Origin of the sequence: Methanocalculus sp. (assembly GCF_029762515.1) — an archaeon.
Classification (GTDB): domain Archaea; phylum Halobacteriota; class Methanomicrobia; order Methanomicrobiales; family Methanocorpusculaceae; genus Methanocalculus.
Genome location: NZ_JARVGN010000025.1, coordinates 1 through 11,073 on the forward strand (window position 1 = coordinate 1; position 11,073 = coordinate 11,073).

The 11,073-nt window shown below is 49.9% G+C and carries 11 protein-coding genes and 1 pseudogene; 8 read left to right on the plus strand and 4 right to left on the minus strand.

The genetic code is table 11. The features are described from left to right. The 3 genes from QCH34_RS01645 to QCH34_RS01655 form a co-directional block, all read right to left on the minus strand. The coding region (locus QCH34_RS01645; RefSeq protein ID WP_300329014.1) for a small multi-drug export protein at positions 1 to 637 on the minus strand (637 nt) is incomplete at its 3' end. 42 nt (positions 638 to 679) lie between these two features. Further along, entirely contained in the window at positions 680 to 1,102 is a 423-nt protein-coding gene (locus QCH34_RS01650; RefSeq protein ID WP_300329017.1) for an S-adenosylmethionine decarboxylase, read from the minus strand. A 313-nt stretch (positions 1,103 to 1,415) separates the two neighbouring features. Beyond that, the gene (locus QCH34_RS01655; RefSeq protein ID WP_300329020.1) at positions 1,416 to 4,277 is read right to left on the minus strand and encodes a M1 family metallopeptidase; all 2,862 of its coding nucleotides are present in this window, start codon (positions 4,275 to 4,277) and stop codon (positions 1,416 to 1,418) included. Positions 4,278 to 4,462: 185 nt separating this feature from the next. On the opposite strand from QCH34_RS01655, the gene QCH34_RS01660 reads away from it, so the two are divergent. After that, entirely contained in the window at positions 4,463 to 5,425 is a 963-nt protein-coding gene (locus tag QCH34_RS01660) for an ornithine cyclodeaminase family protein (protein WP_300329023.1), read from the plus strand. Here the strand turns inward: QCH34_RS01660 and QCH34_RS01665 are convergent. After that, the gene (locus QCH34_RS01665) at positions 5,406 to 6,188 is read right to left on the minus strand and encodes a hypothetical protein (protein ID WP_300329026.1); all 783 of its coding nucleotides are present in this window, start codon (positions 6,186 to 6,188) and stop codon (positions 5,406 to 5,408) included. The two genes, QCH34_RS01660 and QCH34_RS01665, sit on opposite strands and share 20 nt — an antisense overlap. A 447-nt stretch (positions 6,189 to 6,635) precedes the next feature. Between QCH34_RS01665 and QCH34_RS01670 the strand changes: the two genes are divergently transcribed. From QCH34_RS01670 to QCH34_RS01700, 7 genes and pseudogenes are all read left to right on the plus strand, one after another. Next, a complete protein-coding gene (locus QCH34_RS01670; protein ID WP_300329029.1) occupies positions 6,636 to 7,202 on the plus strand; it encodes a flagellin in 567 nt (188 codons plus the stop codon). A gap of 11 nt (positions 7,203 to 7,213) precedes the next feature. After that, entirely contained in the window at positions 7,214 to 7,798 is a 585-nt protein-coding gene (locus QCH34_RS01675) for an archaellin/type IV pilin N-terminal domain-containing protein (protein WP_300329032.1), read from the plus strand. A gap of 224 nt (positions 7,799 to 8,022) precedes the next feature. After that, positions 8,023 to 8,892 (plus strand): FlaD/FlaE family flagellar protein, encoded by an 870-nt coding sequence (locus QCH34_RS01680; RefSeq protein ID WP_300329036.1) that lies wholly within the window; start codon positions 8,023 to 8,025, stop codon positions 8,890 to 8,892. Positions 8,893 to 8,944: 52 nt separating this feature from the next. Next, entirely contained in the window at positions 8,945 to 9,448 is a 504-nt protein-coding gene (locus tag QCH34_RS01685; RefSeq protein WP_300329040.1) for a flagellin, read from the plus strand. 3 nt (positions 9,449 to 9,451) lie between these two features. Further along, positions 9,452 to 9,913 (plus strand): hypothetical protein, encoded by a 462-nt coding sequence (locus QCH34_RS01690; protein ID WP_300329043.1) that lies wholly within the window; start codon positions 9,452 to 9,454, stop codon positions 9,911 to 9,913. 10 nt (positions 9,914 to 9,923) lie between these two features. Then, a complete protein-coding gene (locus QCH34_RS01695) occupies positions 9,924 to 10,688 on the plus strand; it encodes an ATPase domain-containing protein (protein ID WP_300329046.1) in 765 nt (254 codons plus the stop codon). Between the two features lie 3 nt (positions 10,689 to 10,691). Continuing rightward, positions 10,692 to 11,073 (plus strand): annotated as a pseudogene (locus QCH34_RS01700) (secretion system protein E); the annotation flags it as partial.

Consider the following 11,073-nt stretch of genomic DNA (forward strand, 5'->3'; position numbering starts at 1 on the left):
TCCGCCGCCGGAGTGCCCGGTACGAGAGGTAGGTGAAGACGGCAGAGAAGAGCATGATGAGCAGTATCATGATGCCTGTTGCGATATTGCCGATCAAAAAGATCCTCAGGGCATCGGATCCAAATGCCATCCCAAACGATCCGATACCTGATCCAAAAACCATGATCCAGAAGACTTTCCATGGATCGATTCCGATCAATCTCCCGATTGCTGATCCCATCAGGGATCCGGCACCCTGTATCGGGAGCGTCACATAGAGGAGGAGCGTGAGTGCAGTAAACCGCTCCATCCAGGGTTTTTCAGCAATCAGGGCTTCAACATCCGAGATGAGCCTTTCCATATATGTCCCGATTCGTGGAATGGCAAAGAGATGCTGGAAATTCCACGCCATAAAGAGGGCTCCGGCCGCATCAAGGACAAGGATGGTGAGACCGGCGTACCACCATGAAAGCCCGGCGACGATAGCAACCGGGATGATCCATCTGCCTATCGGAGTTACGAGATAGGCCAGAACCACCGATAGAAGAGTGATAAGGAGGAACGGGGGCAGGAACAGAGCTGAGATGGCACCATAGATCAGAATGAGTAAAAATGGAACGACAATCCCGATCAGGGGATACTCTTCTGGTATATCCACAATCAGGATTGGAAGGGGTTGAAAATAAAGGTGTTTGAAGGTTTAGATGGAGCGGAAGAAGACCGTTGTTTTGATCTCCTCTGCGCCAAAGAATTTCTTACAGAAATCAGCTGTGATCTGCGGCGGGTATTCCTTGCAGCTGAAGATGTCAAGGTATGCACCATTTGTGTCGTTTGCAAAGTGCCCGGTGATACACGAGGTCTCAATCAGCTGTACTAATGAGTATCCGGCAACCCGCTCATTTGGACCGAAGTTCACAATAACCGGTTCACCGAAGCGTTTCATATCAATGAGATCACAGACCTCCACAATGAACTGGTGGAGTTTCTGCGGGTCACGGATTGTCTCCGGGTTGCAATTCTTCAGATCAATTGCCGTGCAGAGGCCCCACATGTTCTCCTCCTTATAACGGTTCATGATCTCTCTGTCGGACAGTTCTTTTGGTATCTGCATAGTCTGGGTCATGGTCTTACAATCTCCCTCTTTGGATACTAATAGGTTTCAAAATTCAGTATATAAATATTTCCTTATAGGAAAACGATTATAATCAGCCAATTACGCAACCAGAGAGCATATTTTGGTCAAAATCGACTAATTTGAGTTTTGTGTCATCCAATCTAAAAATAAGCAATTATAATCGAACAAATTTGAAAAAGCTCAATTTTGCCATCGATAAAAAAAAGAAGAAATTTCAGGTCATGCGCTTTTTGAAAATGATTTGAGTATATAAAGGTAGGAGGGAGCGAATCACCCCTGACACCAGGTCATTATGGCTTTATTATAGCTCCAGATCCGGAACAGGACCCTTCAGTGATTGATAGGTGGCAAGTGCAATCGGATTCCCAAGAATAATCCGTTTCAGTGTCTGTTGGATTGTGAGGGAGGAGGCATGGTTTAAGAGATTGACAAGTATCTCCATCAAAGGAATATGGGTTTGTGTGTCCATACGGTCAATATGCGAGAAGGTAGTAAGAAGCCCTGTTGTTGTGTATTCATTGACTTCCATCAGGCGTATCAGAGCATCTGCTAAGAATACTCTCCCTTCCTCTGTCTCAAGGGATATCTTACGATTCCGGGCAAACCTCCCATAGAGCGCCCGTTGATCGTTTGCCTGTTCTATCCTGAGGTAGCCGGAGTCCTCTATCTCCCGGAGAAGAGAGACCAAATCATCTGCATCTGCACTTGTTGTTGCAGCGAGGAATTGTTCCCATACAACCGGATCCCTGCTTGCCTCGTCCATCATTTCCCGGAATAATTTCAGCCGCTCAGGGTCAGTTGAGGCAATCAGAAGACCATAGGCATGCATTCGATCGGTTGAAACAGGAGTATTCTGGAACTGGTTTTTGATCATTTCATGTACTTCAGGGGTGTCGAGCCGGGCAAGGAGGCGCAGACAGAGGTTTTTCACCTGGCGGTTCCTGATGAAGACGGCAAGGCCCCCGATTGATTCCCAGGTATGATCAGTCTGGTGGTATGCCTGGTAGAGTGCCATGAGAGTCAGGGCATGTGCCTTTGCAATCGCAAGTTCCAATCGGCGGCGTGCATGATAGGCAGCCAGATAGTGGTGGGCAAGTGCAGGATCTGCTGCATCCGGGAAGATGGTAAGAACCTGTGCTCCGGCCCCTTCCATCAGTTCGGTATCTGAGAGGAGATCAATGTACAGGGTGATGAAGTCGGGAGATGGTTCCGCATCCTGATCCTGCATGAGGCGGAGGATCTCTTGCGACGAGAGCGAATGAAACGCAAAAAACCGACCTGCAACATCCGGATCGGTCCGCGCCTGGAGGTACAGGAGATCCTCATCAGGATGGTAATCAAGGAGCCCGTAGAACGAGAAGCCACGGTTCAATGAGTAATAATCGGGACTATCGACATCTTCCATGATGATCTCCTCCTCCGCATCCTGGACCAGATGAGATGTTGAAGCGATCTCTGTGCCATCAGCCTTCATCAGGGCAAGCCTGAAGGGGAAGCACCAGGGAGGAGCGCCACCGGACTGGCGGAGGCGGATAGCACAGCGGCGATCATCCGGATCATAGGATGGGGTGACGGTGAGCGTCGGGAAGCCCGATCGTTTCAGCCACCCTTCTGCCATTGGTCCGAGATCCATCCCGGCGATGGATCCCATCAGGCGTACCCAGTCATCACGGCTTGCATTTGAATGTGCAAACTTCCTGTGGTACAGCGAGAGAGCCCATACAAAAGGCTCTTTTCCGAGGATCAACTCAACCATCCTGACAAATTCAGGCGCTTTCACATAAGTTACCGAGGTGATCAGGTCATTTGGATCATTGAAACCGTCCGGCTCTATCGGCATTGCAGCAGCCCCGGTATCACGTGCAAAGGTTCCGTCCGCCGGATCGAGGAGAGAGAGGATTGTCTGGAGGCGGCTGTACTCCTCACCGAAATGGAAGGCATGGTACTGCTGTTCGATATGGACGGTGACGGCTTCATTCAGCCAGATCTCAAATGGCGTCTCCCCGGTGACTTCGGAACCATTCAGATTATGATAATACTCATGCAGTTTAACCCGCATCAGGTACTCAAAGCCCGCATCAGTCATCCCGGCAAACGGCATCAGGCGGTTTGTCGAGATGGTGGTATTGCCGACATTCTCCATTCCACCAAAGTCGGAGTTCTGCATCCCGATCTCCCGGTACACCGAACCGGTATAGATGTACCCCCCGACGATCTCATGATCAAGATGCTCCATCTGGCGGGAGATCCGCATGAGATCCTCTTCATCTGCCCCGCGTCTCCTGAGTTTTGCCCGCTTGTTATAGAGCCGGTAGATCTCATGCCTGACCTCAACCTGTTCATAACAATGGGGGCCTGTGAAGAGGTAGACCCAGAGGATGCCATCCTCAAGGACATCGAGTGCCTGTTCTGCCCGTATCGGATCGGAACCGGGAGGGCAGAAAAGCTCTATCTGGAAAGATCTCCCTGAAGGATATTCAAATGTCCGCTGGAAGGAGGCATAGGTGCCGACACCAAGGAAGAAGAGATATGGTGCCATGGGTGTCGTGGTATTCTCATAGGTGATTGAGTCCCGCTCACCCGTGGCAGGGTGCGGGTGCAGGAACCGGGAGGAGTGGGAGAATGAATGCCCTTTTGCGAGCCGGTGGCGGGGGATTGCAATATCGCCGTTTGAGATCATATGGGTATACCGCGAGTCGGCGATGATGGTTGTCCTGTATCTGCATTTGGCGGTCATCTCGTCGATACAGGGGACCAGACGCTGAAATCCCCACTGCTGGCACTGGGTAATCTGGGTAGGCGGTGCATCTATCGGTGTTTCATCATAGTAGAGGCCTTCGAGGAGCGTGTGGGACGGATGGCAGATCGTCTCGCTCCGTATGACAAATTCGGTATCTGAAGGTATTTCATCCCCAAAAGATATCAGAATACCATCTTCCTCCACCACGTATTCAATCCAGTGTCCACGGCATGAGAGGGAGTGGATTTCCAGTCCCTTTGCATTCAAACGCAGGGAGCGGATGGGAGTAGCCTGTGTCCTGAAGAGGGTTTCTGCAAGGACGCGGGTCTCGGTATCCGAGATGGCAAAAGTGAGATCCATATGAATGACATCAACGGGGGAAGGGGAAAAGTCCGAGCGCAAGTACCGGAATCGCGGAGCCATGGGGATGTATTCGATTTGGAGAAGGTAAAAGGTGATGGTGAGTGGAGAGGAAAATCCGGTCATTATCGTGATCGAGATGGGGAGGCGGAACACGATCTATCGAAAATTGTGAAACCCTCTTGTTACACAACTTCCCCTCTCCCACAACCAACAGACCAAAATACTCCCTCCCTTCATTATTCACTATGAAATACTATCCCGATGCCAGCGGGAGCCTCACCTACCCGGAAGTGAACGTGGCAATTGAAGAGGTCTTTGCAGAACATGGACGGGGCAATGTCCAGATGCCTCCAAAGATCTATATCACCTTCCCGGAGGGTGATTTTCGGACGATGCCCGCGTCAATCCCCTCACAGAATCTTGCCGGTGTGAAGATTGTGAATGTCCATCCCGGCAACCCTGCACACGGTTTGCCGACGGTGATGGCAACGATTATTCTTATTAATCCCGCGACAGGGATACAGACGGCACTCATTGATGCAACCGCCCTCACCGATATGAGAACAGGAGCAGCAGGGGCGGTTGCTGCAAAATACCTCGCACAGAAGAAACCGCTGACAATAGGGCTTGTCGGGAGCGGGCGGCAGGCAGAAGCCCAGCTGAATGCAATCGCAGCGGAGTGCGATATCGAAGAGGTGATCGTATGGAGCAGGAGAAAGGAGAATGCGGATCGGTTTGCCGGGGCATATCAGCAGTCTCCGGCAAAAAGCGTCAGAACAATTGAAGAAGCATGTAACTGCGACCTCCTCGTCACCACAACGCCATCACGGGAGCCGCTGATCAGATCAGAATGGATTCAACCGGGAACGCATATTAATGCCATCGGAGCCGATGCTCCCGGCAAGCAGGAGCTTGAATCCGCACTGCTTGCCCGTGCCGAGGTCTTTGTGGATGATTACGAGCAGGCGATCCATTCCGGCGAGGTGAATGTGCCGATCAGATCAGGTGCGTATTCGGCTGAGAGAATCGCGGGAACGCTCGGAGAGGTGGTGATTGGCCGGAAACAGCGGAGTTCGGCAGATGCCATCACGATATTTGATTCAACCGGGCTTGCGGTGCAGGATCTGGCGATAGCACGGATTGTTGTTGAAAGGATGGAAGGAAAAGAGATAGAAGAGGATAACCGGCTTATTCCACCGGCACCTTGATAGTGATCTCATAGGAGTCGATCAGCCGCCGCTCAACGATCATGTAGTAGCTCCGCCCACCTTCAAAGAACTTATGTTTCCAGGGGCGGGGATCGCTATCTCCTTCCCAGAGGCTGCTGTCAAGAATACCCCCGCCAGTCGGGGTGATAGTAGCAACCGTTCTCCCGGGATCTGCTCCATCCATCACGGTGATGGAAAACCGGGGATATCCAACGACGCCCATGACTCGCTCATCGGTGACAGATATATCAGCACCAGGGTTAATCGATGTCTCAAGCGTATACCAGAGCTCCCATCGGGGGAACGGAATAGTAAATACTTCGGTTGTCAGGGGTGTGCCGGATGTGAGCCCTTCACCCGTTCCCGCACGGAAGGTGGCATAGGTAGTAAGCTCAGGTATTCTTGGCCCCGAGTCGATGGGAGAGCGTGCCTGAAGGTGGCTATCATCCCGTGTCAGGTGATAGGTTCCCGGATCGACATATCCGAGCTGGATTGGGGAGCCATCCCATGCCTGAACCGGACGATCGCCAATCCCGGCACCTTCAACAGTTGATGGATGGGGGATCCGGATCTGGCCAAGCGGCACCGGTGTCGGGGTTGCAGTCGGTGCCGGTGCCCGCTCGTCTCCGACACCAGGGATTGAGGGGATCTCCGGTATGCTCAGATCCGGGCTCTCACCGGTTGCCATCGGCTTGATGACGAGAGCTACAATGATAATGATAAAGATCCCGGTGAGGAAGATCATCCCGTCCTTTTTATCCATAGTATACCACCCCTAAGAGAACCATGCCCATCAATGGAGTGAACCACAAGTGTGCCAGTCCTCTTGATGTTACGCCTTATGTACGTACTAAGGGTAACAACCCTATTATCAATTTCCCAACAATCACAGGCAGTTGACTGAAGCAGAGGGTTCAGAGAAATAATGCAGAGACGCAGTTCAGAAGCTTTGTTGCGAGAGAGAGGAGGTGTAGAGCCATTATCTTATCCAGACAATCACATATTTCTTAAAGACAATTGTTAGATAGAGCACACGAAAAAACAGGAATTGCCTCCGTTATGGTCACCTCATCCCAATTGAGGAGCCCGGAATGGAAGCTACGATACATACTTATTTATATTATTGAATACACTAGGGAACTATGAATATTGGTTCGCTCCCACAGGAATGAATCTGATATTCTGTAAAGGAAAAGAAGGTGATTATAAAATGAGTCTTAAAAGAAAAGAGGACGGCTTCACCGGCCTTGAGGCTGCGATTGTCTTAATCGCATTCATCGTGGTCGCTGCGGTCTTCTCATATGTTATGCTCGGAGCCGGGTTCTTCACAACCCAGAAGAGCCAGGAGACTGTCTTTGGTGCGGTTGGCACTGCAACTGCTAATATGGAGGTTACGGGCCCAGTTATTGTAACTACTGGCGACGGGGGAGCTGTTGAGTCGATAACATTCACGGTGGTTCTTGCCGCAGGTGGGGCACCGATGGATACGAGTAAGTTTACCTATATTGCATCGAATGAATCTGCCTACTTTGAATTTGGAAATGCTGATGTAACCAAAACATGGTACAGTGAGGGAGAGCAATTATCAGGATCTAATGCAAAGACATTCCTTGAGCGTGGCGATGTTTTAGACATCATTGTGCCCAGCGAATACAATGTTGTGGCGGCGAACAAACCATTCACGATTGAAGTGAAACCACCGGTTGGCGCATCACTCTCAATCAAACGTTATGCACCACTTTCACTTGCTGCGAACAAGATCTATGAGGTTTACTAAGGTGATCTATTATGAAGAAGAATGAAAATGCATTTACAGGCCTTGAGGCTGCGATCGTCCTGATCGCCTTCGTCGTCGTCGCCGCAGTATTCTCATATGTGATGCTCGGTGCAGGATTCTTCACAGCACAGGAAGCACAGTCTGTTGTTCACACAGGTATGGGACAGGCAGCATCAAGTATAGAAGTTCTCGGAGACGTCTATGGTTTCAACAATACAGATTCATCAGGTATTGATAATATTACCTTTACCATTGCCCTGACATCTGGGAATACACCAATGGATATCGCTCGTATGAGAGTAACACTGGCAACACCCACTGCAAGGAATATCCTTGAACTGGCAGGTACCACGGGAAAAGTATCAAATGTCCCCCGTGGAAATTGGAGTGTAACCAATATCTACGATGAGGTCAATACGGGGGATCTGGTTCTTGATCCAAATGAGAAGTTCCAGATAACCGTAAGACCACCATTATCGAATGTAATACCAGCCGACACAAGGTTTACCATAACAATGCAACCTGAGGTTGGTGCAATGACTACAGTGGTACGGACAACTCCTGCTGATATGAAAGCAGTGAACATTCTCCGGTAAACCATCATTAACTTCCCTTTTTTTAGAAATCCTAACAGGTAAGCTCAGGCTCCTGAGCCAAAAATATGATTGATTCCTTACTGCAAGGCAGACATTCATTCCCTCCTAACCAAAGACAGAGGAAACCCATTAGTGAAGAATTCCCCCATCCCCCACACATAATACTCCAATCCCTCTGAATTAAACAAAACTATTATATATCACTCAAATAATATACTTAGCATATGGCAGTAAACCAATCTCAGGTCGATAACATTCTGGCGACCGCCTCCGCCGACGATCCCGAGGTTAAACTGCAGAACCTGGAACAGGAAGTCGACCTCATGAAGAAGTCGATCAAGAAGCTTTTGATCGATATACGTGAGCGTCTGAACGAAGCCGATAACCCCCTGACAGTCATTGCACAGGGAGGCGAAATAGTTGCAGGGCTCACCCCTGCTGATGCTGCCAAAATCCAGGATATTGAAGAGAGAACAGAGGAGGATGCAGCCAGGATTCAGGAGCTTGAGGAGAAGGTGGAAGAACTCCTCTCCCGCCCCGTCGGAGAGAGGGAGAAGCCGCTGCCTGAGAAGAAGGATACACGTCCTCAACAAATATATGATGATGAGTTCATCCCGGAGATGCCTGCCGAGTACGCACTCCCACGGGTTCCGGCAGTCGATCCCAATACACGGCTCCCGGCAAATCTCCCGATGAAAAAGGAGGAGGATGGGAAACTCTGCCTTCACAAGGTGTACCAGCTCTTTAACTGGACAAAGGCTGCCATCACCAAGTACGGCCATGACAGGCTGGATATCATGCTCGATTCATACCAGTCCATTGGGTACATCACAAAAGAGGCAGCCGACGAGGTGAAAGAGATCGCCCGGATCATGCCCGCCTCGCTTGGAGAGGAGCATGAGGTTGGGGCGGATGAGTTTGTTTCAGAGCTCTACGTCCTGAACCAGATCCTGGATCCCGAAGACACCTCCCTTGACCGGGACATGATCACTGTGATGATGGAGCGGGATACCAGGAAAGGCTTTACAAAACGTCCAAAATTACCAAAGGAAGAACCAGGTGAGGAATGGGCACACCTGATCGATAAGATATAACCCTATACAAACCATACTATACCAGGAACAACAACTCTATGAATGAGCCATCATGAGTTCGGAGACCTTCGTCACTGCCATATTTCTTATCACTGCCATCATAGCAGCAGGTGTGCTCGTCAACGCAGTTTTTCCCTCCATCTACATGGCTTCCGAGACCTTCGTATCAAGCTCTCATGAGATGGATGACCGATTGCGAACCGATATTGCAATTGTCAATACAGTCATAAACGAAGATGATAATATCGCCTATGTCTGGATAAAAAATACCGGCGTGAACCCGATAGGCGATAGCCTGATCTCCCGTTTTGATATTTATCTTGGAAAAACCGGCCAGATCAGGCGGATGGAATATGATGCAGCCGCCGGAAAAACTCCTACAGCGGGGAGATGGAATTTTGAACTCTATGATGACAACAGTAACGGACTCTGGGATCGTGGAGAGACACTTGAGATCGTAGCAAATAGTGGGAGTGTTGCGGAAGGGGACAGGATGACCTTCCAGATCGTCCTTACAAATGGCGTTCGCAGAAACATTGAATTTACAGTCATCTAGGAGGTGTTTGAGATAGGATTTGCAACCATAATAGGAGCGATTGTAGGGGTCTTTCTTCTTCTTGTTGTCGCATACCTTCTGATCGGAGCCACCCTGATCACTGCTGAAGTCGTGATGACAGCACAGCGGGATATGACTGAGGTGCAGACAGACAAAACAGGAACCTCCATCACAATTGATGAGCATCTGATTGCAGAGAATACAACACTCTATGTTCTGGTAAAAAATGATGGAACGACGGTGATCAAGAATCCTCTTCAGATGGATCTGTTTCTTGCAACCGACACAGGCACCCAGACACGGGAAGAATGGCAAAAAATCGGAATCACCCCCGATCTCATCAACCCCGGATTCCTTGATCCGGGTGAGGTGCTGAATATGAGTGTGAGTATTGATGAACTGAGCCCCCCCATCTGGGTGAAGGTGGCAACACCAACAGGCACCGCTGCATCTGCATATCTATGAGGTGATAAGAATGGGCGTATATGATGATGACGAGGACTCCGGCAACTCATACTTAAATGACCTGATCGGGGGATCAGACAAGCAGATCCTCTCGACAGGTAACCCCGAGATTGACAGAAAGATTGCAGACGGTCTGCCTCTCTACTCGATGACCCTGATCGAGGGCGAGAACGATACCGGCAAGAGTGTCATCACCCAGCAGATCATGTGGGGTGCGATGAAGAATTCATTCACGGTTGACCTCTTTACAACAGAGAGTACCGTCAAGAGTTTCCTCAAACAGATGGAGTCGATGAGTCTGGATATCTCAGATTACTATGCATGGGGGTACATTCGGGTATTCCCCCTCCATGTGGTTGGATTTGACTGGGATGAAGGTGATATGCAGGGCATCCTGGGCCGGCTTGTGAAACACATGCAGAGTAGCAAGGCAGAGGTCATCATCATCGACTCGCTCACCCTCTTCTCTGAATACGCATCAACAGATATGGTCATGACCTTCTTCACAAACTGCAAGACCCTCGTTGATAACGGCAAAACCATCCTGATCACCCTCCACACCTATGCATTTGAAGAAGACTCGCTTGTTCGGATCCGCTCCACCTGTGATGCACACCTGGTGATGAAGAAGTCACTTATCGGTGATAAGTACGTCATGGTGATGGAGGTTGGAAAAGTGCGGGGTGCGAGAAAAACTACAGGAAACCTGGTATCCTTTGAGGTTCACCCGGGGTATGGCATGAAGATCATCCCAATGTCGGTAGCAAAAGTATAGATCATGGCATCCTCACTCTCAGTGGACGTAACCCTCCCCTTTCAGCCCCAGACAGCTGATGTCGAAGAGATCTATGAAGGAGATCTTGAGTCATCCGCACTGTACCGTATGCTCCCCGAGAATGCCCGGGAGTACGTCCGTGAGAGCCCGCACCTCCTCGAATATCTTTTAATTTTTCCTGTTGATATCTATGGCATCCCGCTCTTCCTCTCGGAACTGAAAGGCGATCTCAAAAAGATGGAGAGCCCGAATGTCATCTACCCTGTCGGAAATGAAACATTTGTCCATATCCTCCCTGACCCAAATGATGTCAGGCAGTACTATATTCCAATAGAGCCCTCGTTTCTTCACAGTGTCGGCTACCTCAACGCCGCAATCGAATGTA